Raw genomic sequence first — 21,645 nt, 5'->3', positions numbered from 1 at the left:
AGCAATGCCTGAACCCACTGAAGAAAAACTCTCCTACCGCCTGATTACAGGCCCGGACACCCGTGATTTCTGCGAGCGGATCCACAACGCCCTCGCCGAAGGCTACGTGCTCCACGGCAGCCCGGCCGCCACGTTCAACGGCACTGATGTGATCGTGGCCCAGGCCATCGTGCTGCCCGCCGCGATCGCCAACGCAGATGCCGCTGTGGCCAACGCCGTTGACCAGCTGGAGAACGACGACGAAGAAGCATTCGAGGGCCACGCATGAGCTACGCAGGTGACCTGACCCCGCAGGATGCGTGGGCAAAGCTTGAAGAAGGCGCCATTCTGGTGGACGTCCGCACCGAGGGCGAGTGGGCCCACATCGGCATTCCGGACACCAAAGCCACCGAGAACGATCCCCTGTTCATCCAGTGGAACCTCGCCGGCGGCATCCCGAACTCCCGGTTCATCGAGGACCTGCAGCAGCAGGCCCCGCAGGACGACAAGGTGGAGCTCGTGTTCATCTGCCGCTCAGGCCAGCGCTCCGTCTCGGCCGCTATCGCGGCAACGCAGGCCGGCTTTACCGCCTACAACGTCCTGGAGGGCTTCGAAGGCGAACCGGACCGCTACGGTGAGCGCACCGTGAATGGCTGGAAAAACCGTGGCCTGCCGACGAACCTGGGGACCGAGTAAGTGACTTTCAATCCTGACGCCGCCGGCTGGAGCCCTGACACCCAGGCCGTCCGTGGTGGCCTTGACCGCACCAATTTCCAAGAGACAGCTGAGCCCGTCTTCCTGAATTCCGGCTTCGTCTACGAATCCGCTGCTGCTGCCGAACGCGCTTTCACCGGCGAGGACGAACGCTTTGTCTACTCCCGCTACGGCAACCCGTCCGTGGCAACGTTCCAGGAGCGGCTGCGCCTGCTCGAAGGAACCGAAGCGTGCTTCGCGACGGCGTCCGGCATGTCTGCCGTGTTTACCGCCTTGGGTGCCCTGCTGGCTGCCGGCGACCGCGTTATTGCTGCACGCTCCCTGTTCGGCTCCTGCTTTGTGATCCTCAACGAGATCCTGCCGCGCTGGGGTGTGGAGACCGTTTTCGTAGATGGACCGGACCTGGAGCAGTGGCGTGAGGCCCTCTCCGAACCCACCACCGCTGTGTTCTTCGAGTCTCCGTCCAACCCCATGCAGGAGATCGTCGACATCGCGGCCGTCAGCGACCTGGCGCATGCCGCCGGGGCGACTGTCGTCGTCGACAATGTCTTTGCCACTCCCCTGCTGCAGCGCTGCGGTGAGCTCGGCGCTGACGTGATCGTGTACTCGGGCACCAAGCACATCGACGGCCAGGGACGGGTCCTCGGCGGTGCGATCCTGGGCACCAAGGAATTCATTGACGGCCCGGTCAAGCAGCTCATGCGGCACACAGGACCGTCCCTGTCAGCGTTCAATGCCTGGGTCCTCACCAAGGGTTTGGAGACCATCGGGCTGCGGGTGAACCACAGCTCGGCATCCGCGTTGAAGATTGCGGAATGGCTGGAGCAGCAGCCTGCCATCAGCTGGGTCAAGTACCCGCTGCTGAAGTCCCACCCGCAGTACGATTTGGCCGCCAAGCAGATGAAGGCCGGCGGCACCGTGCTGACCTTCGAGCTGCTCCCCTCCGCCGGACGATCCGCCAAGGACTCCGCATTCGCCCTGCTTGACGGCTTGCGCGTCATCGACATCTCGAACAACCTGGGCGACTCCAAGTCACTCATCACCCACCCCGCCACCACCACCCACCGGGCAATGGGTCCCGAGGGCCGCGCGGCGATCGGGCTCAGCGACGGCGTGGTCCGTTTGTCTGTGGGCCTGGAAGATGTGGACGATCTCATCCTGGATCTGGAGAAGGCCCTCAAACAGGTCTAACCTTGCTGCCATGAGCGGGAAGTATCCCTATCGCCGTGCCGGAGCGGTTATCGTTGCCGGCACGGTGGTGTGGTTTGTGGGAATCTCCCCCGTCAGCCGTGTTTATCTCACCCCGGACGCCCAGGAACGGCTGCGGATGCTGCTGGCCGGCCAACGCGGGTGGATCCTTGGGCAACACCTCGCAGCCGCGGGAACCGTAGCAGTGCCGGTAGGTTTCGCGGCGTTCGCGCGGGCTGTCCCGGGCAAGGACCCTTCGAGCGGACGGGCAAGGAAATGGGCTCTTGCCGCTGCCGGGGCGTTGCTCGCCGGAGCCCCGTTGTTTGTGTACAGCCTCTCCCGCCGTGCCTCTGACCTGGAGCGCTTTGCCGATTTCCGCGGATCCAACGCGCCCTTCCTGATGTACTCCGCGTTGCATGTCGTGGCCTTGGGCGCCTTGGGTGGGAGCCTTCTTTCCTCACCTGCCAAGCGCTGGATCGGTTGGACCGCCGCGGCCAGCGCTCCGCTGTTCGGCGGCATCCTCCTCGCCAAGAAGGACATCCCGCCGCTGGTGTTCTACCTGGTTGAAGGAACCACCGGGGCCTACCTGATGACGTGGGAAGAACCCAAAAACTAAGGCCGCCGGACCCGCGTCAGTGTTGGCGAGGGATCCCTGCGCGCATCGGCCGCGGCACCCTGCACAGTGACTCTCGCTGCGTGCCCAACCACCGCTGCCAAGGCTTCATGGTCCGGCGGACTTCCCGGCGGGTGGTGCCGCCTGTTGTTGTAGCGCACGGCAGCTGCACGTTGTTCAGTGGCCCCGTTTCCGCGCTCCAGAATCTCAGAGATACCCGCCTTGACGAGCTTGAGCTCGCCTTGGTCGTCCAACACTGGACTGAGGTAATCCACCAGCGCCCACACCACATCCGCGGCCGGCTGGGGCCGGAAATCGCCAAAATCCAGCAAATCTCCCCGCAGCCCTGAATTGCTGGCCTGCCAACTCGCCATCCGCAGGAGTGCCGTGGGCACGGCGGTGGGCTCAACGCCGTCGAGCATTTCCAAGGAAGCCGTCTCCACCAAAGCCCGCACCAGCACGGCAATCAATGCGGCGTCCTCGGATCGGAGGCAGACATCAGCCACGCGGACCTCCACGGTGGGATGGTTCCTGGAGATCCTGGCATCGAAGTAGATCATCCCCTCATCCAGGATCACTCCCGTCTCCAGGAGGCGCTTCACAATGCGACGGTAGGCGGTGAGCGAGCCGAAAACAGCCGATGGGCCTGACGTTGGCCATCTGTTCCAGGCCTGCGTCCGGTAGCTGTCGAAGCCGGTGGGGAGCCCGCGCCAGTACGGAGAGTTGGCGGTGAGGGCCGTCAGCACAGCCAGTTTGTCGCGGATATGGTCCAGCACCACTACCCCTTCCTCGGCTGACTCCACCGAGGTGTGTACATGGAATCCACAGGTCAGCTGCTCTGTGGCAATGATCCCGAAGCGGTCCAGCATCGCGGCATACCTGGGATCCGGGGTGGTGTGCGTGGTGGAGGCCAGCGGGGAGGTAGCGATCGCCGCCACCCGGGCACCATGCTGGCGGGCGGCCTGGTTGGCCATGGCCCTGCCCCGGCGGACCTGCTGCAGGAGTTCGGTGTAGCTGTGGCACGGGCGGGTCTGGGTTTCGATCTGCTCCAGTTTAAGTTCGTGGCTCAGACCCGTTCCGGCGGCGGGCTCATCATGATCGGCCAGCAGCGCATCCGCGAGAGCAAGAGGCCCGCCCGTCACAGGATCGACGATGAGCAGCTCTTCCTCAACCCCGAATGTCCGCATGCTCCATTTTGCGCCCCAGGACCCAGTGAGGACAGAGCTGCACCCGGCGCTGAAAATTCTGTTGGATCATCGCCGGGGGCACCAAGAGGAAAGCCCGGGATGATGGGCTTTCCTCTGCTTGGGCAGGCCGATGATCCAGCAGAAATTCCGGGTCCTTGTCCACATAGAGCAAAGTCCCAGCTCTGAACACCTCCACATCGTGGCTAGCTGGCTGCATGGACACCTTCGAATTCCTGATGTCAATGGGTGGAGTGGCAAGGGCCGGTCTCCTCAATCAATACGGCCATGCTCCGGCTGAGCTCCGAAAAATTGGTGCGTACCAACCCCGGCATGGCATTTGGGCCCTACAGTCAGCCGACCAGGAGTACCTTGTGGCGCTGGTGAACAACGGACAGCTGACCTGCGCCAGCGCCGCGGTCCGCTATGGGCTTTGGCTGAAGGACCGCCCAGTTGGACTCCATTTGGCAACCAAGCACAACAGAGGCCGGGGGTTTGTCCGGCACAGTGGACTCCGGTTGGGAGCCGAGGCTCTCTTGCCTGTTGCTTCCGTGGAAGACACCGTCATTCACGCGCTGACCTGTCTTCCGGACGTTGATGCCATTGCGGTAGCACAGTCGGCGATGCAAAAGCATGGAGTTGTTCGGAGCGTTCTGGAAGGCGAGCTGCGGGCCAACTACTTTGGGAACGCGAGGAAACTACTACGGATGGCCGATGGTTTGTCCGAGTCCGTTCCGGAGATCAGCGCACGCCTGCTCTTCGAAGCACAGGGACTCTCATTCCGCCGCCAAGTGCGTATCTCTGGAGTGGGCCGGGTGGACGCGCTGATTGACGGGTGGTTGATCGTGGAGGTCAACGGTTATCAATTCCACAGCTCACGGGCCGCATGGCGAAAGGACATGGACAGATTGAACGCCGCTCAGGCCAGGGGTTACCAGGTGTTGTCCTTTGCCCCGGAACAGGTGTGGAATTCCCCGGATGAGGTGATGGCCCAGATTCGCTGGCTCCTGGCACAAGGTAATCCGCACGCCCGGCGCTGAGAATTCTGCTGGATCATCGCCGGGGGCAATAGGAGGAAAACCCGGAATGACGGGCTTTCCTCCTATTGCGCGGGCGGATGATCCAGCAAAAAAGCGTGGAGCCTAGTCCTGGAAGTACTCGATCTTCGCGCCGATGGTGTTCAAGCGCTCGGCCAGGTCCTCGTAACCGCGCTCGATCACGTAGATGTTGCGCAGCTCAGACGTACCCCGGGCAGCCAGCATCGCCAGGAGCAAGCAGGCTGCGGGGCGAAGTGCGGGAGGGCAGCCGATTTCTGCGGCGCGCCACTTGGTTGGCCCGTTGACGTAGATCCGGTGCGGGTCCAGGAGCTGTACTTGTGCGCCGAGCTTGTTCAGCTCCGTCAAGTAGATGGCGCGATTCTCGTAGACCCAGTCGTGGATCATGGTCTGCCCCTCGGCGTTGCCCGCAATGACGGCGAAGAACGGCAGGTTGTCAATGTTGAGGCCCGGGAACGGCATCGGGTGGATCTTGTCCTGGGGGGCCCGGAGCTCGGATGGTTTGGTGGTCACGTCCACCAAGCGGGTACGCCCGTTGCGTGCCGTGTATTCGCCGGAGATCTCCAGATTCTGGCCCATCTGCTCCAAGGTGGCGAGCTCGATTTCCATGAACTCGATGGGGACCCGGCGGATGGTCACCTCGGAATTGGTGACAATGCCCGCAGTGATCAGGCTCATGGCCTCGATGGGGTCCTCTGATGGGAAGTACTCGATGTCCACGTCGATGGCCGGACGGCCCGTGATCTTCAGCGTGGTGGTTCCCACGCCTTCGATGTCAACGCCCAGGCCCTGCAGGTAGAAGCAGAGGTCCTGGACCATGTAGTTGGGGCTCGCGTTGCGGATGACCGTTGTACCTTCGCGGTGCGCGGCGGCCATGATGGCGTTCTCGGTGACGGTGTCGCCGCGCTCGGTCAGCACGAAGGAGCGGTCGTGGCCATCGGCGGGCGGAGCAGTGACGGAGTAGAAACCGGACCTGGCCTCCACGGACAGGCCGAACTGGCGCAGTGCCTGCATGTGGGGTTCAACGGTGCGCGTTCCCAGATCGCAGCCACCGGCGTATGGCAGCAGGTATTCGCTGGTCTCGTCCAGCAGCGGACCGAGCAGCATGATCACGCTGCGGGTACGGCGGGCCGCGTCCACATCCATGGATTCGAGGTCCAGGACCACGGGGCGGCGGATGCGGAGGTCGCTCCCGTTGAGCCAGGTGCACTCGACGCCAATGGACGTCAGCACTTCAACAATCCTGTTGACTTCTTCGATGCGCGCAAGCCGACGCAGCGTGGTGGTACCCCGGTTGATCAAGCTGGCGCACAGAAGGGCCACGCCAGCATTCTTGCTGCTGTTGACATCCACCTCGCCAGACAGGGTGCGGCCACCCTCCACCCGGAGGTGGGTCATTTGGGGTTTGCCCACTTTGACGATCGATCGGCCGAAGATCGCTTCAAGGCGTTCGATCATCCGGAGGCTGAGATTCTGTTTGCCCTGCTCCATCCGGGCGATTGCGCTCTGGCTGGTTCCCAGCTCAGTAGCCAACTGCCCTTGCGTCCAGCCTTTTTCACCACGGGCGTTGCGGAGCAGAAGGCCTACATGTTCGGCGGTAGGTTGCGTCATACCCAAGAAATATCACAAATGAGTTAGAAGTCGCGCTCAAAACGCCGTTACAGCGGCAAACATCACAGTGGAAGCATCCTGCGTGATATAAAAACCCGACGCCGGTCCTAGTCGGGGGCGTGACAGGCGCAGCCGTGCCTAGACCCGCCAGTACCCCAGAGCATCGATACGGTGCTTGTCCACGCCGAGTTCCTTGCGCAGATGTTTGACGATCGCACGCGTACTGGAGGCTTCGCAGGCGATCCAGAAGAAGTCCTCACCCACTGAAACAGTGTCCGCCGTGAGCGCACTGCAGACCTCCTCCACCAACGCAGCACCATCGCGTTTGCGCGGAATCCACGTGACCACGTCCTGACTGGACGTCCGCACTGTGAGTGAGGGGTCGGCGTCGTGCTGGTATTCAAGCCAGGCTGTCACGGGAGCCGCGCCGTGAGCGGAACGCTGCCGTTCATCCAGGAGGGAGTTGATGGCCGGGATGGACGCGGGATCCCCCACCACCCAGATCCGGCGCGGAGCGGGTTGCGGGAACGTGAAGGAACTCCCTTGGACTGTGGCGTCAATGGTGTCTCCGGGTTGCACAGAACGGGCCCAATCTGCGGCGACCCCCTTGTGCATCGCGAAGTCCATGCTGAACGTCCCGGCGGTCGGGTCGGCGTCCACCAGAGTATAGGCGCGCTGGTGGGCCTTGCCGGAATCGTCAAACCAGAGCCGGATCCACATGGTGGGATGCAGGCCGCTGCGCTCCAGGAGCCCACCATCGCGCACGTGGACGCGGAGGAAATCAGGCGTGATCTCCTCCCGCCCGGTGACTTCCAAGGTGAAGTCCTTGGCGCCCATCACTTTGAGGACGACGCCTTCCCAATTGCGCTTCAAGCAACACTCCTTCACGAACGGCCACGATTTGTGAACCGGGCCAAAGCCATTTATCTTGAGCTTAAGTAAGCCTAACCTAAGCTCGAAAGCGGCCTGAGATTATGACGCCTGCCCCGACGCACCATCCCGCCCCGGCAGGCGGCCCCGGCACGTACCGTGATCAGTGGGGGATCCCGCACCTGTGGGCCGAATCTGCCGATCAACTGGCCTTCCTGCAGGGCCACAATGCCGCCAGCGACCGGTCATGGCAGATCGAGTTGGAACGCTGGCGTTCAGAGGGCCGCACCGCTGAAATACTCGGTCCCGACGCTGTGGTCTGGGACAGGTTCGCCCGGCAAGCCCGGCTGGATGACACCGCGCGCCGCTGCTTCGAAAACCTCGACGACCCCACTCAACGCTGGTGCGGGCAGTACGTGGCCGGGGTCAACCAAGCGTTGGCAGAGGGCCTTCGGGGCGGCCCTGAGTTCGACGCCTCCGCCAGCGCGCCTGAGTCGTGGAATCCCTGGACTCCCTTGGGCGTCTTCCTGGTCCACCACGTCCTCTTCTCCACTTTTCCCAACAAGATGTTCCGGGCTCACGTCGCACGGACGTTGGGGGATGACGCCGTGGGTTTGTTCAGCATCGAGGCCCCCGTCTGGTCCGGCAGCAACGCCTGGGCGGTCCACGGTTCAAAAACAGTTAGTGGCCTGCCGCTGATCGCCGGCGACCCCCACCGCCTCATGGAACTCCCCGGCGTGTACCAGCAAGTGCGGCTGGCGTGCCCCGAATTCGACGCGATCGGGTTCGCGTTTCCTGGTGTGCCTGGGTTGCCGCACTTCGCCCACACCGGCCACACCGCCTGGGCCATCACCAACGCCATGGCCGACTACCAGGACCTCTTCGACGAAGAATTGCGCCGGGTCAGCGACGCCCACGGCAACCACGTTGAGGCGCGGGGAGCAGAAGGCTGGGAAACCGTCGTCGTGAGTTCCGAAACCATCACCGTCCGCGGCGGGGAGCCGGTGTCCGTTGAGATTATTGAAACCGCGCGTGGTCCGGTCATCTCCGAAACGCCCGACGGCGGCGCCTTGAGTTTGCGGTTTCCCGCCCGGGTTGAGGGCCGCTTGGGATTCGAAGCCCTCCCCGCACTGCTGCGGAGCCGGAACGTCTCCGCAGTGGAGGCCGCGTTCGATGCGTGGGTCGAGCCGGTCAACAGTGTGGTCGCCGCGGACGATTCCGGGGCTGTGCGGCACTTCGTGGCCGGGCTGGTTCCACAGCGGAATCCCGCCAATCGCCGGCTTCCGGCGCCCGCCTTCTCAGCCCGCCATGCCTGGGATGGCCAGTACGTGGTTTTGCCCCGCACGGAGGTCCAACAGTTTGCCGTCAGCGCGAACGACCGCGCCGCAGGGGGCGGCGACCCCGTGGCCATGGAGTTTGCACCGGCACACCGGGCATTGAGGATCCGGGAGCTGCTGGAATCCACCCCCACCGGAGCGTTGACGCTGGATCACATGCAGGCCATCCACACCGATACGCTGCTGGGTCCTTGGCCGCTGTTCCGCTCGCTCCTCGCCGGCCTGGACGCTGACGACCTGTCCCCGGAAGCCAAAGAGCTGCGCGCCCCACTGCTGCGCTGGGATGGCCGGATGGACGCCGCCAGCCGGGAGGCCGCCGTCTTCGCCGCATGGCGGGGTGCACTGGTCCAACGGATCGCCCGGCATTCCGCTCTTGCACCACTGGCCGAACCCACCGGATACTCCCCCTTGTTCGGACCTTGGTTGTCCGTGGCTTCACGGATCGGATTTGCACTTGAGACGCTGCTGGCGCGCGGCCCGGAACTTGGCATCAGCGTCACAGTGGAAGCCGCAGCAGCCTTGGAGGTGGTGGCGCTGGAGGAAGCCCTCCTCGACGGAGCCACCTGGGCGGACCGGCACCAACTTCTGGCCGTTCACGTCCTCCCGGGCATCCTGGCCGATGCAGCACCCACTGCCGGCCTGAGTGGAGATACCGGATGCGTGCTCTGCACCGAAAGCCTTCCCGGCGTGGATGATCGAAGTTTCCGCGGCCCCGTGGCGCGCTATGTCTGGGACCTGTCGGACGTGCGCAACAGCCGCTGGATCGTCCCCTTCGGTGCCGCCGGAACGCCCGGACACCAGCATTTCTCCGACCAACTGCCGCTCTGGACCGCGGGGCAGCTTGCCTCTGTGGTCACGGATTGGTCCGTTCTGATCAAAGACACCCCGTAATACATCCCGTTCGCAGTACCAGTCCCCGAAGGAAACCATGACTACCACCACCCAGGACTTCTCTGTCCGCACCACCGTCTACTCGGAAGAACTCGAAAGCTGGGGCGCCTTGCGGATTGTGCCGCTGATCCCCAGCGAGGACATAGGCCTCATCTATGAGTGGGTCACCCAGCCTCGCGCCAAGTTCTGGGGAATGACAGAGCATTCCCGCGAGCACGTCCAGGAGATCTACGAATTCCTTGACTCACTGGAGACCCACCACGCGTTCTTGGTGGTGCTCGATGGTGAGCCGCTGGCGCTGTTCCAGACCTATGAGCCCCTGCACGATCCCGTGGGCGAGGCATACCCGGCCCGCGAAGAAGACATCGGCATGCACCTCCTGTTGGCTCCAGCCACCCGGCCCATCCCGCACTTCACACCGAAGCTCGCAACATCGCTGATCAAATACATGTTCTCCCTGCCGGGTAAGGACCGGATTGTGGTGGAACCGGATTCCCGCAACGCCAAAGCACTCCGTCGCCTGGAGGCAACCTGCTTTGAGTTGGGACCCATCATTCAACTTGCCGAAAAAGAAGCCCAGCTGGGGTTCCTGACGCGGGCGGGATTCGACGAGATCCAGGAGCAGCGGGCCGTCTGAGCCCACCTCACACGCGGAGGCAAAGTGCCGCCGGCGGCCCCCAACGCTACCGGCGGCACGTCTTGGTGCCCAGCTCTTGGCGCAGGAGCGCTAGCGCCAGACGAAGCTCCAGGTCCCGGCGCCCACGGCCGTCAGGACGGCACCGGCTGCGATGAGCAAACCTCCAAGGACCACCCAGGCATCCAGCAGCGAGTACGTGGATTCGCGCGCCCACGTGCGTCGACCGCCGCCGAAACCGCGCGCTTCCATGGTCACTGCCAGTCGCGATGCCCTCCGAACAGCCTGAACCAGAAGCCCGAAACTCTGGCCGAGCGTAGCCTTCAGCCGCTGGAACGGGTTGCCTTGGGATCCCACACCCCGGGCACGGCGTGCCATGCCGATGGTCTGCCACTCTTCGGCCATGAGGCCCACCAACCGCATGGCGGCCAGGGAACCCAGGACAAACCGGTGCGGCAGCTTGGCCTTCTGCGCCAGGGCATCAGCCAAATCGGTGGGATCAGTGCAGGTCATCAGGAGGATCGCCGGGAGGGCGATCGCCAAGCCGCGCAGCATGAAACCCAGCCCCAGCTCAAGGGAGCCTTCGCTGATGGACCAGAGGCCGACGTCGAGCAGCACAGCGCCGCTGTCCGCCGCCACGATCGCCGTGCTCCAGCCGCCGATCGCCGCCGCGATGATCAGCGGCCACGCACGCTGCCACAGCAGCCGAAGGGTGAGACCGGCCAGCGGGAACAGGGCCAGCTCGGCAACAATCGCGGTGGATGCGGAGACCCAATCGATGGACAGGGCCAGCACCAGCGATATGAGGAAGACGGCCACAAACTTCGCCAAGGGGTTGGCTTTGGTCAGCAGGGCATGGTTTCCGCCGAGGTTCAGTTGGTTCCTCACACGGCACCTGCTTCCTGGCGGTCCGGCTGGGCCCGGTTTGCTGGATCCAACCGCAGCTCAGTCCCGCCAAGCACAGCGCTGAATTCCTGGTCGTGGGTCACAGAGACCACGGCCGTTCCGGCGTCCAGAAGCTCTGACAAGAACGAGGCCAACTCTGCCCAGGTGTTGGCATCCTGGCCGAACGTTGGCTCGTCAAGGACAAGGATTTTGGGGTGCGCGGCGAGCACCGTGGCTACAGACAACCGACGTTTCTCACCACCGGACAGGGTGTACGGGTTGGCATCCACAAGGTGGGTGAGCCGCAGCCGCTCCAGGAGCTCGTCCACGCGTTCTCCGCCGTGGCCAAGATGCTTCGGACCAAACATGAGCTCGTCCAGGACCTTGCCCGTGACGAACTGGTGCTCCGGCTCCTGGAAAACGGTTCCGATCCGGGAAATCAGCTGATCTGCTTTCCATCTGAACGGGTCAATGCCCGCACCTTCTGAAAGCTCGACGGCGGCGCTCACCTTGCCGTCCACCGGCGCCAGAAGGCCGGCCAACGTGAGCGCGAACGTGGACTTTCCAGCACCATTCGGACCCGTAATGGTCAGCGCCTGGCCTGCCCTGACCTGTGCACTGATACCCGTTTGAACAGGAATCGGCGGGATGGTCTTGAAGCCCTTCCTGCGCGGCTTCTCCCGCGAAACCGACAGGTCCTGGGCCGCCAGGAGGAGTTGCGCCGCAGGGGTTTCGTTGCTGCGCCCGCGTGTTGCCGGGACGTATCCGGGAACCCAAACACCGGCTGCCATCAACATGCTGCGGGCCTCGGACAGCACTTTGTCCGGCGGGCCGTCCAAGAGGACACCAGTACCTGGGCCTGTGCCCGATCCTGCGCCTGCCGAGCCCGGCTGCAGGACCACAATCCTGTCCACTACGTCCTTCCACACGGACACCCGGTGCTCAACCACCACCAGCGTGGCGCCCGTCTTGTCCAGGCACCGGTTCACGGCATCGCGGACTTCCAGCACGCCTGCAGGATCGAGGTTGGCTGTGGGCTCATCCAGGAGGATCAGCCCCGGCCGCATCGCCAGGATGCCGGCAAGGGCAAGGCGCTGCTTCTGGCCGCCGGAGAGTGCCGCCGTCGGGTGATCCAGCGCCAAACCTCCGCCAGCCGCCGTACGCAACCCAACGTCGTCGAGCGCTTCATGGACGCGGGCCCAGATCTCGTCCCGCGGCACGGCCAGGTTCTCGGCGCCGAAGGCGACGTCGTCACCCACACGTGAGAGGACCACCTGGGTTTCGGGGTCCTGCTGCATCAGGCCGGCGCGGCCACGCTGCTCGCGGGGAGTAGCGCCGTCGATCAGCAGGGAGCCTGTCTCGTCGGAGTCGTCTTCCTCGTCTCCCAGCACGCCCGCCAAGGCATGCAGGAGCGTCGACTTGCCGGCACCCGAAGGACCCAGCAACAACACCCGTTCGCCGGGTTCGATCCGGAGGTCGAGGCCCTGAATGGCAGGCTGGACCCGGCCGGCATGCCGCCAACCCCAGCCCTCGGCTGAGATGGCGGCGGGCCTCACCGTGCCGCTCGTGGTGGACGGCATCAGCTGAAGACTGGCTCCGAAGCGGCCTTGCGCGACGCGAAGGAGCTCAGGACGCCTGTCTTCGCCAGACCGCGGGTGGCGATCCAGGACAATGCGCCTGCGATGATCGCGCCGGAGATGGTGGTGAAGGTGATGTAGGCCAGCTTGTCGATTGCCTCGTAGGCGATGTTCCAGCCCCACGGCAGGAAGGAATCGTTAAGGCCGCAGAAGAGGCCTGCGCCCGCACCGGCAAGGAGTGCCGTGGGCAGGTTGAACTTCTTGTAGCGAAACGCGGCGAAGATGAGCTCTGCACCGAGGCCCTGGAGGATGCCGGAGATGAGCACTGTGGTGCCGTACTGCGAACCCATGATGAGCTCGCCGGTGGCAGCAACAGCCTCGCAGAACAAGGCTGCGCCGGGCTTACGGATAATGAGCATGCCCAGGACCGCCGGAATCATCCAGCCACCGGCAATCAGGCCGGTGAGCGGCGGATACGTCGCGTTCATGGGAATGGATACCAGCGCGGCACCCTGGGACCAGGCCCAGAAAATAACGCCGCCGGCGATGGCGATCAATGCCGCCACCACGATGTCTACTACGCGCCAGGTATAACCGGTCTTCTTCACGTTTACCGTGGTCATTTTTCTGCCTCCTGAGGTACAGGAGGGGAAAGTGCTACCCGGATATCCCAGCCGGCCTGCGCCGCCCGGATCCGGACACTCTGAGAAGCTCGACTCCCTTGCGCCGGTACTAACCGGATCAGGTTCGAGGGTCTGCGGCTGTCCGCACTCTCAGCGCCCTCGCGTCACCTGCATCGCTGCAAGGTCCGACGGCGGCGCTCCCCTGTCGTTATCAATCTGCCCTGATGGGCGGGTTCAGTTTACACCTGCGGGCGTGGCGGGCGCTGCTGTCCAGTCACAATCGCTTGCCGGTGCTTGCCGGGGGTGTCGGGGGCACGTTGCGGGGCGCCTTGCAGGGCGCCTTGCAGGGCCCATTCTGCGCCCCAAACCCACCCCCAACCACGCACACCGGGCCCCACAACCCAACGTGGGCACGTTGCGGGGCCCACTCTGCGCCCCAAACCCACCCCCAACCACGCAGACCAGGCCCCACAACCCATCGTGGGCGCCTTGCGGGGCCCACATTGCGCCCCAAACCCACCCCCAACCACGCACACCGGACCCCACAACCCCATCGGCACGCGTTGCAGGGCCCACTCCGCACCCCAAACCCACCCCCAACCACGCAGACCAGGCCCCACAACCCAACAGCACACCTTGCGGGGCCCACACTGCGCCCCAAACCCACCCCCAACCACGCAGACCAGGCCCCACAACCCATCGTGGGCACCTTGCAGGGCCCACACTGCGCCCCAAACCCACCCCCAACCACGCACACCAGACCCCACAACCTATCGTGGGCACCTTGCAGGGCCCACACCGCACCCCAAACCCACCCCCAACCACGCAGACCAGGCCCCACAACCTATCGTGGGCACCTTGCAGGGCCCACACCGCACCCCAAACCCACCCCCAACCACGCAGACCAGGCCCCACAACCGGACCTGAGAGAATGATCCAGCAGAATCCACGCGGCAAAGGGGCACATTTCTCATGACGGACCTACCCAAGCAGGAGTTTCCTAACCACACCCCCGTGGCGGAGCCGCGCCTTGCCGCCAGCGTAATCCTGCTTCGCGACGCTCCCGGGGGCCTCGAGGCCTTTGTCCAGCACAGGGTGAGCACCATGGACTTCGCCGCTGGAATGGTGGTGTTCCCGGGAGGCCGGGTGGATGCTGCTGACAAGTCCGGCTGGGACTACCCCACGGAACTGCTCCAACGCCACGTCGCCGACTGGCACCAGAGCTCCATCGGGGCGGACGCGAACGTTGCTGCAACGAGCGCCGGAACCGTGTTGGCGGCAGCAATCCGCGAAGTCAATGAGGAGGCCGGGCTGAGCATTGACGCCGACAACCTCCGTCCATGGGCCAACTGGATCACCCCCACGGACATGCCCAAGCGCTTCGACACCTACTTCTACGTCGCCAAGCCAGCCCCAAGGGCTGAACCCCAGCACCAGACCACTGAAGCCTGGAAATCATTGTGGATGCCGGTGGACGGAATTCTCGCTGCCGAGGCCGCCGGAACGCTGAAACTGATGCCGCCCACGTACTTCCTGCTGAAGGAAATCGCTGGGTTCACCTCAGTGGAAGCTGTCTGGTCCGCCCCGCACACGGTGGTTCCCGTCCTGGCGCCGGTGGGTTCCCTGGCCGCTTTTCTTAAGGAACGGGAAAGCCGCCGCTGACAATGCCGGCCAGCCTTTACAGCTAGGCTGGGCACATGAATCTCTTCCTCAAGCTACTGGGTACCGGAGTGAGCCTCGGAGCGGGCTTCGTCGGAACCAAACTCGTCAACAAAGGGTGGGAAAAAGCCACCGGCAACAAGCCACCCACAGGCAACGATGACATGGAGACGAGCCTTCGCTCGGCCCTGACCTTCGCATTGATTTCTGCGTTTGTGAGCACCCTTATCCAGGTCCTGGCCAACCGCGGAACGCAGCGCGCAATCGCCCGCTTCGCCAAATCCCAGGACATCGTCTAGGAAGCACCCGGACAACAGACAAGCGCGGGGCCACTGAGGTGGCCCCGCGCTTGTTTTGCTTCACCAGCCGTTCGGGTCGCACCAGCCGAACGGGTCGCACCAGCCGTTCGGGTCGCACCAGCCGAACGGGTCGCACCAGCCGAACGGGTCATGCAATCAGTTCAGCGATCGTCCCCGGGTTCTTGCCCCGCGGCCGCCCTCTGGACGACGGCCTCAAGTTCATCCTTGGTGAGCATCTCTCGGTGGCCGTGCTTGGTGCGGTAGGCGGAGCGGCCCACCATGTGGGCGGAGACGGGTGCCGTCAGCAGCTGGAAGATCCACGCCACCAGCAGGACCGGCCACACCCACCAGGTGCGCATCTGCAGACCGATGGCGGCAAGCATGAGGAACAGCCCAAGGACCTGCGGCTTGGTGGCAGCGTGCATGCGGCTCATGAGGTCAGGGAATCGAAGCAAACCGATGGCCGCTCCGAGGGACATCAAGGCACCTACCACCAGGAACACGGCTGTCACGGCATCAATGACGGCATCCACGCCCGTTGCGTCAGGACTCATTGTTCTGTTCCCTCCGCTCAGCAACGAACCGGGCAACCGTGACCGAGCCGATGAAGCCAATCACGGCCAGGGCTACCAGGAGCATGAGGTTGTTGAGGTGGTGGTTCAGCGCCATGTCAATCGCCAGTGCGGCGCCCAGGATGGCCAGCAGGACATCGGATGCCAGCACGCGGTCCAACAGGGATGGTCCGATGGCTATGCGAACAATCGCGCCTGCCGCAGCAAGGCTAAGGATCACTGCCGTGACAATAAGAACGATTTCCTTCACAGCGTTGCCCCTTCCATTCCGGGACGCTCTTCAGCTGTGAGCGCCTCAACTTCCTCGCGCGTGCCCATGATGCGGATCAGGCCCGCTTCAATGTTCTGGACTTCCTGACGGATCTTGTCGATGTCAGCTTCTTCGTAGATATTGAGCGCGTGCAGGTAGAGCGTGGACGTCGATCGGTCCACTTCCACCACCAGTGAGCCCGGGATCAGCGAGATGACATGACCTGTTGCCGTCACCATGAGGTCGGAGTGGCTACGCAAGGGAACGGCGACGACGGCGCTGCGCACCTTGGGCCCTTTGGTAACAGCCAGGAACAGCACGGCGAAGCTCGCTGCCACCACTTTCGCGAGGAACATCAGGGCGAAAGGAATGGCGCGCAGAATGTTGAACCTGCCGCTGAGCTCCACTGGCGGGAGGTAGAAGAACTTCGCCACCAACACCGCAATCAGGGCACCGAACAGCAGGTTGCCGGGGCTGAAGTCCCGCCACAGAGCGCCCCAAACAATGACCAGCCAGATGAGGAGCGGGAGCTCAGTGCGGAATGAAATCGGCTTGCGGCTCATTTGGCATCTCCCGTCTGCTCTTCAACTGTTTGTGCAAGCGGCGGCACCTGGACGGAGTCACCCAACACTGAATGGATGTAAGCCGAGCGGTCAAGCATGATTCCCGCAGATCCGTCGGCCACCCGGAAGAGCGGACCGGCGAAGACAGTCAACGCGACGCCGAATACCACCAGTCCCGCTGTCGAACCGACCATGGTCCGGGGCAGAACGCCAACATTTCCCTTGGCCAGAAGCACAGGATCCGGGTACTCGGCGTCTTCGGGCTTGCGCCAGAAGGCCCTGTTCCAAACACGCGCGATCGCCAGCAGCGTCAACAGGCTGGTGACCACACCGCCTACCACCAGCGTGATGGCCAGTGGTGTCCCCAGTTCCACGCCAGCCTGCAAGAGGCCCAGCTTTCCGAGGAAGCCGGAGAAGGGCGGAATGCCCGCAAGGTTCATTGCTGGAATGAAGAACAGCAGCGCCAGCAGGGGTGAGAGCTTGGCCAAGCCACCCAGCCGGTCAATGGAGGAACTGCCGCCGCGGCGTTCTATGAGACCTGTCACCAGGAACAAGCTGGTCTGGACGGTGATGTGGTGCGCTACGTAGAACACTGCGGCGCCCAGGCCGGCCACGGAACTCATCGCGAGGCCGAACACCATGTAGCCGATGTGGCTCACCAAGGTGAAGGACAGGAGACGTTTGATGTCGCTCTGGGCCAGGGCACCCAAAATGCCCACCACCATGGTTAGTAAAGCCACCACCATGAGAGGCACGTTCAGGGTGTCCCCTGGGAAGAGGAGCGTCTCTGTGCGGACCATGGCGTACACGCCAACTTTTGTCAGCAACCCGGCGAACACGGCCGTGACCGGGGCCGGAGCGGTTGGGTACGAGTCAGGGAGCCAGAAGGACAGGGGGAAGACTGCCGCCTTGATGCCGAAGGCTACCAACAGCATCACGTGCAGGAGGTTTTGTGTACCTTGGTCCAGTTCGGCCAGCTTGATGGCCAGATCTGCCATGGTGATGGTTCCAGTCGCCCCGTAAATCATGGCGATGGCAATGAGGAACAACACGGATGACACCACGGAAACCACAACGTAGGTGACTCCGGCCCGGATACGCGGACCTGTCCCGCCGAGGGTCATAAGGACGTAGCTTGCCGTCAGCAGGATCTCGAAACCAACGTAGAGATTGAAGAGGTCGCCGGTGAGGAACGCGTTGGATACTCCCGCCACCAGGATCAGGTATGTGGGGTGGAAGATTGAGACCGGCGCTTCATGGTCGCCGTCGGCCATGCCCTGACCGGTGGCGTAAATCAAAACCGCCAGGCTCACCACGGTGGAGACCACCAGCATGAGCGACGAGAACTGGTCCACCACAAGGACAACGCCCCAGGGCGGCAGCCATCCGCCCAAGGTGACGGACGTGGTGCCGCCATCCCACACGGACATCAGGAGCAGGCACTCGAGCAGCAGGGTGGCACTCAGGATGCCAATGCTGACCACCCGCTGGGCACTCTGGTGCCGGATCAAAAGGAAAGCCAGGGCAGCACCCAGAATTGGCAGGAGGACAGCTAGCGGCGACAGGTTTGCGAGATTCACGCGCTGCCTCCTTCCTGGGTTGTTGCCGTTTTGGGGGTCTCGGTGGAATCCGTGGTGTCCCGTTCCGCAGCGCTGGATGGGGTGATTGCGAACTCCGAGGTTTCCAGCGGCACAATGGCGTCATCCTCGGCGTCGAAACTCGGCGTCTTCGCCACGCGGACGTCCTCAAGGTCGTCCTGGATCTCATCCTGCCGGGCCAGGACCCACGTGCGGTAAATGATGCCGAGCATGAAGGCCGTTACGGCGAAGGAAATGACAATCGACGTCAGGATCAATGCCTGCGGCAGGGGGTCGCTGTACGCCTCAGGGTTTGTTTCCTTGGTGAACAAGGGCGCAAGGCCGGCGTAGCCGCCCGTGCTCAGGATCAGAATGTTGGTGGCGTTGGCCAGCAACATCAGGCCAAGAAGCACGCGCGTCAGGCTGCGTTCAAGGATCAGGTAAATGCCACAGGCGTAGAGCACACCCATAATGATCAGCAGGGTCAGGTTGATGCTCATGCGGTACCTTTCCCGGACGCAGCGGATTCGGCGGCTTCTTCAGCCAGCACGGAATGGTCAGCGGCATCTTCTTCTGCAAGGGGTGCGCCCTTGCCCTCAAAATGCTCGTCGATTTCGGCACCCAGGCTGCGGAGGACGTCAAGCGCCAATCCCACCACCACGATGTACACGCCGATGTCGAAAATGGTGGACGTGACGAACTTGATATCACCGAACACAGGCAGCCAGAACTCGATAATGGCGCTCTGGAACACCTGGCCGCCCAGGAAGAGCGGAACCACGCCGGACGCTGCCGCCGTCGCAAGTCCCGTCCCCAGAAGGGTTCCGGCGCTTACTGTCGCCGCCTCGCTCAACTCGAACCGGCCACCGGCCAGGTAGCGGATGGTCAGCGCCAGGCCTGCCGTGAGGCCGCCCGCGAAGCCGCCGCCGGGGAGGTTGTGTCCGGCGAGGAGGAGATAGATGGAGAAGACAATCATCGAGTGGAAGATCAGCCGGGTGACCACTTCGAAGATGATCGAGCGTCGCTCCGGGGCCAACGTACGGCCCGCCACCAGCCAGGCGTCACGGGTGACGTCAGTGAACTTCTTGGCCACCGCCAGTGTGGCTCCGTCGCGGGAACCGCGGTCGACGCCGGTGCGGCGCCCCACGCTGCCTTCAGGCACGGCGTCGGCGGTCTTGATGCGATCACCGCGGCTGCGGACGAAGATGAGACTGGCAACACCCGTGGCGGCGATCGCGAGGACGGATATCTCCCCGAAGGTGTCCCAGGCGCGGATGTCCACGAGCGTCACGTTGACCACGTTCAGGCCCCCGCCGCCTTCATAGGCCAGCCGCGGGAAGTCGAGTGAAATGGGGGTGGCGACGCGGGCTCCCATGGCATAGATGGCCACGAAAATCATGGTGACGCCAAAAGCTGCCCCGATGATCACGCGGATCACCCTGAGCCTGCCTCCGGTCCGGTCCCGCAGCTCCGCGGGCAGGCTGCGCATGGCGAGCACGAAGGCCACCAGCACGATGGTTTCCACCAGCATCTGCGTCAGGGCAAGGTCCGGAGCGCCCTGCAACGCGAACATGAGGGCAATGCCGTAGCCCGTAACGGACACCATGAGCACGGCCAGGAAGCGCTTGTTGGCGCGGACCGCAGCCAGCGCGCCCACCACGATTCCGGCGCCCGCCACCAACTGCAGCGGAGAGTTGGGGTCAATGAAGTAGATGCCTTCCGGCAATGGCTTGTTCGCCATGATCAGAGCCGTAGCCGGCACAGCAAACGCTACCGTCAGGATTACTGCCAGGTAGAAGTACAGCGAACCACGCTGAGTGCGGCCCGTGACCCACACGGCAACATCGTCCAGGGCACCAATAGTGTGCTGGTACGCGCGGTCGCCATCCACCCAATCCGGAACCAAGCCCTGGGCTCGGGACACGAGGTTGCGTCCGTAGAACATTGCCGCACCGGCCGCGAACGTGATGGCTGTCAGCCCCAGCGCTGGGGTGAGGCCGTGCCACAGAGCCAGGTGTCCGGCGTCGACCGCGTCCGGGCGGTCGGCGAACAACGCCGCATAGGGCTGGATCCAGGTATCCACAGGCGCCGGCCACAGGCCGTACACGATGGTCAGCACGCTGAGGATAGCCGGGGCGGCGAGGAACGCAGGCTTGATGGGCTTGAACGGCGTGGGTTCAACGCCCGGCTTGGTGGCGAACGCACCCCACATGAAACGGGCACTGTAGGCGAAGGTGAGGATGGAACCGATCACCAAGCCCACCAGAATCCAGATGCCCCACGCGGGAGCATCATGGCCCGTGCCGTAGTGGACGAAGGCCTCGAACACCGACTCTTTCGCTACAAAACCGGCCAACGGCGGCACGCCAGCCATGGAAGCGGCGGCAATTGCGGCCACAACACCCAGGGCTCGTGACGAGCGGAAGACGCCGGAGAGCTTTCGGATATCGCGTGTCCCCGACTGATGGTCGATGATGCCCACCACCAGGAACAGCGCGGCTTTGAACAAGCCGTGGGCCAGCAGCAATCCAAGCCCGGCCAGGGCAGCATCAGGACGGCCGAGCCCCACCACCATGGTCAGGAATCCCAACTGGCTGACCGTTCCGTACGCGAGGATCAGCTTGATGTCCGTCTGGCGAAGGGCCCTGTAGCCGCCCACAAGCATCGTAGCCAGGCCGAGTCCCAGGACCACCGGCAGCCAGAATTCCGACTCCGAAAAGCCAGGCGCCAGGCGCGCAACGATGTAGATGCCCGCCTTCACCATCGCTGCGGCGTGCAGATAGGCGCTCACAGGCGTGGGGGCTGCCATCGCTCCAGGCAACCAGAAATGGAACGGAACCAGCGCCGACTTGGTCACCGCACCTGACAGGACAAGCACGACGGCGGCAGTCACCGCCCCCTGCATGGGTCCGGTCATGAGCGTCCCGGCTTGGTCCAGGATCGTCGAGATCCTGTAGGTACCGGCGGCCTGCCCGAGGATGATGAGGCCTACAAGCATCGCCAGACCACCTGCCGTGGTGACCATGAGCGCCTGCAGGGCCGAGCGTCGTGCCGCCAAACGCGTGCGGGCATAGCCGATCAGCAGGTAGGACAGGATGGTGGTGAGTTCCCAGAAGATGAACAGCATCAGGAGGTCATCGGAAGTCACCAGGCCGAACATGGCGCCGGCGAAGGCCAGCAACTGCGCTCCGAAGCCCCCGAGGTCCGCGTCCTTGTTCTTGAAGTACCGGGCGCAATAGACCAGCACCAGGGACCCTACGCCAAGGATCAGCAGGGACATGACCCATGCCAAGGGATCCATCCGGAAGGCCAGCTCAAGTTTCAGGCTTGGAATCCATGGCAGAACTTCTTCTATGCCACCACCGGAATATACGGGTCCGTACTGGAAGAGCAACCAGATGAATGCGGCCGCGGGGACCGCTGCCAAAGCGTAGAACGCGTTCCGGCCCAGTTTGCGGAAGATCAAGGGCGCCACAGTTGCCGCTACAAAGGTGATGGCGAGAACTGTGATCACTGTTATCTCCGCAAAGTCAGGAACGAATTGTCAAAAGTTGGAGCAGGCGG

General features: G+C 63.8%; 21 protein-coding genes and 1 riboswitch. Of the genes, 9 read left to right on the top strand and 12 right to left on the bottom strand.

Features of this window, described 5'->3' with window-relative positions:
* Positions 1–4: 4 nt before the first annotated feature.
* Genes BLW08_RS09285 through BLW08_RS09270 form a run of 4 tightly spaced genes read left to right on the top strand, consistent with a single transcriptional unit; the run spans position 5 to position 2,497 of the window.
* Complete coding sequence (locus BLW08_RS09285; protein ID WP_090822850.1) at positions 5–268, top strand: DUF1737 domain-containing protein; 264 nt, start codon at positions 5–7, stop codon at positions 266–268.
* Entirely contained in the window at positions 265–675 is a 411-nt protein-coding gene (locus BLW08_RS09280) for a rhodanese-like domain-containing protein (RefSeq protein WP_090822848.1), read from the top strand. Before BLW08_RS09285 ends, BLW08_RS09280 begins: the two co-directional genes overlap by 4 nt.
* Entirely contained in the window at positions 676–1,884 is a 1,209-nt protein-coding gene (locus BLW08_RS09275) for an O-succinylhomoserine sulfhydrylase (RefSeq protein WP_091324638.1), read from the top strand. It abuts the gene before it with no gap.
* A 10-nt stretch (positions 1,885–1,894) separates the two neighbouring features.
* The gene (locus BLW08_RS09270) at positions 1,895–2,497 is read left to right on the top strand and encodes a hypothetical protein (RefSeq protein ID WP_091324637.1); all 603 of its coding nucleotides are present in this window, start codon (positions 1,895–1,897) and stop codon (positions 2,495–2,497) included.
* Here BLW08_RS09270 and BLW08_RS09265 read toward each other — a convergent pair.
* Entirely contained in the window at positions 2,494–3,681 is a 1,188-nt protein-coding gene (locus BLW08_RS09265; RefSeq protein ID WP_091324635.1) for a glutamate--cysteine ligase 2, read from the bottom strand. The genes BLW08_RS09270 and BLW08_RS09265 overlap by 4 nt on opposite strands.
* A gap of 215 nt (positions 3,682–3,896) precedes the next feature.
* Between BLW08_RS09265 and BLW08_RS09255 the strand changes: the two genes are divergently transcribed.
* Positions 3,897–4,718, top strand: coding sequence for an endonuclease domain-containing protein (locus BLW08_RS09255; RefSeq protein ID WP_091324632.1), 822 nt, complete (start codon positions 3,897–3,899; stop codon positions 4,716–4,718).
* Between the two features lie 102 nt (positions 4,719–4,820).
* Here BLW08_RS09255 and BLW08_RS09250 read toward each other — a convergent pair whose 3' ends face one another.
* Both BLW08_RS09250 and BLW08_RS09245 read right to left on the bottom strand, forming a co-directional pair.
* Entirely contained in the window at positions 4,821–6,344 is a 1,524-nt protein-coding gene (locus tag BLW08_RS09250) for a UDP-N-acetylglucosamine 1-carboxyvinyltransferase (protein WP_091324630.1), read from the bottom strand.
* Between the two features lie 138 nt (positions 6,345–6,482).
* Positions 6,483–7,217 carry a siderophore-interacting protein gene (locus BLW08_RS09245; protein WP_090822836.1) on the bottom strand — a complete coding sequence of 245 codons (735 nt, stop codon included), beginning with the start codon at positions 7,215–7,217 and terminating at the stop codon, positions 6,483–6,485.
* 101 nt (positions 7,218–7,318) lie between these two features.
* Here BLW08_RS09245 and BLW08_RS09240 point away from each other — a divergent pair, with 101 nt between their 5' ends.
* Both BLW08_RS09240 and BLW08_RS09235 read left to right on the top strand, forming a co-directional pair.
* Positions 7,319–9,442, top strand: a complete 2,124-nt coding sequence (locus BLW08_RS09240) for a penicillin acylase family protein (RefSeq protein ID WP_091324628.1) — start codon at positions 7,319–7,321, stop codon at positions 9,440–9,442.
* 37 nt (positions 9,443–9,479) lie between these two features.
* The gene (locus tag BLW08_RS09235) at positions 9,480–10,079 is read left to right on the top strand and encodes a GNAT family N-acetyltransferase (RefSeq protein WP_090822832.1); all 600 of its coding nucleotides are present in this window, start codon (positions 9,480–9,482) and stop codon (positions 10,077–10,079) included.
* Between the two features lie 90 nt (positions 10,080–10,169).
* On the opposite strand, the gene BLW08_RS09230 is transcribed toward BLW08_RS09235, so the two are convergent.
* From BLW08_RS09230 to BLW08_RS09220, 3 genes are read right to left on the bottom strand one after another with little or no spacing between them, the layout of a single operon-like run.
* The gene (locus BLW08_RS09230) at positions 10,170–10,964 is read right to left on the bottom strand and encodes an energy-coupling factor transporter transmembrane component T family protein (RefSeq protein WP_090822830.1); all 795 of its coding nucleotides are present in this window, start codon (positions 10,962–10,964) and stop codon (positions 10,170–10,172) included.
* A complete protein-coding gene (locus tag BLW08_RS09225) occupies positions 10,961–12,541 on the bottom strand; it encodes an ABC transporter ATP-binding protein (RefSeq protein WP_091324626.1) in 1,581 nt (526 codons plus the stop codon). The genes BLW08_RS09230 and BLW08_RS09225 overlap by 4 nt, the downstream gene beginning before the upstream one ends.
* On the bottom strand, positions 12,541–13,161 hold the full coding sequence (locus BLW08_RS09220; protein ID WP_091324624.1) for an ECF transporter S component: 621 nt from the start codon (positions 13,159–13,161) through the stop codon (positions 12,541–12,543). Before BLW08_RS09220 ends, BLW08_RS09225 begins: the two co-directional genes overlap by 1 nt.
* A gap of 77 nt (positions 13,162–13,238) precedes the next feature.
* A riboswitch (TPP riboswitch) is annotated at positions 13,239–13,375 on the bottom strand.
* 758 nt (positions 13,376–14,133) lie between these two features.
* Here BLW08_RS09220 and BLW08_RS09215 point away from each other — a divergent pair.
* Positions 14,134–14,823, top strand: coding sequence for an NUDIX hydrolase (locus BLW08_RS09215; protein ID WP_090822824.1), 690 nt, complete (start codon positions 14,134–14,136; stop codon positions 14,821–14,823).
* Positions 14,824–14,858: 35 nt separating this feature from the next.
* A complete protein-coding gene (locus tag BLW08_RS09210; RefSeq protein WP_090822822.1) occupies positions 14,859–15,119 on the top strand; it encodes a DUF4235 domain-containing protein in 261 nt (86 codons plus the stop codon).
* Between the two features lie 161 nt (positions 15,120–15,280).
* Here the strand turns inward: BLW08_RS09210 and mnhG are convergent, their stop codons facing one another.
* The 6 genes from mnhG to BLW08_RS09180 are packed head-to-tail and all read right to left on the bottom strand — an operon-like array spanning position 15,281 to position 21,595.
* Complete coding sequence (gene mnhG / locus BLW08_RS09205; protein ID WP_090822820.1) at positions 15,281–15,673, bottom strand: monovalent cation/H(+) antiporter subunit G; 393 nt, start codon at positions 15,671–15,673, stop codon at positions 15,281–15,283.
* Positions 15,663–15,941 carry an MrpF/PhaF family protein gene (locus tag BLW08_RS09200; protein ID WP_090822818.1) on the bottom strand — a complete coding sequence of 93 codons (279 nt, stop codon included), beginning with the start codon at positions 15,939–15,941 and terminating at the stop codon, positions 15,663–15,665. Before BLW08_RS09200 ends, mnhG begins: the two co-directional genes overlap by 11 nt.
* Positions 15,938–16,504, bottom strand: coding sequence for a Na+/H+ antiporter subunit E (locus BLW08_RS09195; RefSeq protein WP_091324621.1), 567 nt, complete (start codon positions 16,502–16,504; stop codon positions 15,938–15,940). Before BLW08_RS09195 ends, BLW08_RS09200 begins: the two co-directional genes overlap by 4 nt.
* Positions 16,501–18,084 carry a Na+/H+ antiporter subunit D gene (locus BLW08_RS09190; protein ID WP_091324619.1) on the bottom strand — a complete coding sequence of 528 codons (1,584 nt, stop codon included), beginning with the start codon at positions 18,082–18,084 and terminating at the stop codon, positions 16,501–16,503. The genes BLW08_RS09195 and BLW08_RS09190 overlap by 4 nt, the downstream gene beginning before the upstream one ends.
* Positions 18,081–18,581 carry a Na(+)/H(+) antiporter subunit C gene (locus BLW08_RS09185; RefSeq protein ID WP_090822811.1) on the bottom strand — a complete coding sequence of 167 codons (501 nt, stop codon included), beginning with the start codon at positions 18,579–18,581 and terminating at the stop codon, positions 18,081–18,083. The genes BLW08_RS09190 and BLW08_RS09185 overlap by 4 nt, the downstream gene beginning before the upstream one ends.
* Positions 18,578–21,595, bottom strand: coding sequence for a Na+/H+ antiporter subunit A (locus BLW08_RS09180; protein WP_091324617.1), 3,018 nt, complete (start codon positions 21,593–21,595; stop codon positions 18,578–18,580). Before BLW08_RS09180 ends, BLW08_RS09185 begins: the two co-directional genes overlap by 4 nt.
* Positions 21,596–21,645: the final 50 nt, after the last annotated feature.

The sequence above is a fragment of the Arthrobacter sp. cf158 genome (genome assembly GCF_900106835.1).
Lineage (GTDB): Bacteria > Actinomycetota > Actinomycetes > Actinomycetales > Micrococcaceae > Arthrobacter.
This window is presented reverse-complemented; position numbering and strand designations above follow the sequence as displayed.